Source organism: Citrobacter sp. VF227 (assembly GCF_052950715.1).
In genome coordinates, this window is sequence record NZ_JBRFVF010000616.1 from 1 (window position 1) to 435 (window position 435).

The following is a 435-nucleotide window of genomic DNA, read 5'->3' on the forward strand; positions in this document are numbered from 1 at the left end:
TATTTAGCCGGGCGCTGAGCTCACTGGCGATGGCCTGCATCTGTAAGCGAGCGGATTTCACCATCGCCGCAATGCCAACGGCGTTCTCCATTGAACACTCCCCGGCAATACCGCCCTGAACCTTGCGCGGAATGAATGTATCTACCGCCAACAGATACTGAATGTGCACCGTGTTCATGTCATGACCGGTCAGTGAGGCCATCACCTTACGCACCCGCTCCAGCATGCAACCTGCGTGCGTACCAGCTTCACCGCGAATATCACACACGGGCGCACAGGCGCTTACCACCTGCAGAATGGCCCGCGCGCCATGCGCAACGTCGGCTTCACCGCCGCGCTTTTCGCCACGGACAACGATCGTGCACGCCAGGCTCACTCTTGAACACACATCGCCCTGAGTCGTCTTCAGCACTAAGGCAGAACGGATAGCAATCA

At 58.4% G+C, this 435-nt stretch carries 1 protein-coding gene; it reads right to left on the reverse strand.

The genetic code is table 11. The features are described from left to right. The coding region (locus ACU8YC_RS28185) for a diol dehydratase reactivase ATPase-like domain-containing protein (RefSeq protein ID WP_446896421.1) at nucleotides 1–435 on the reverse strand (435 nt) is incomplete at both ends.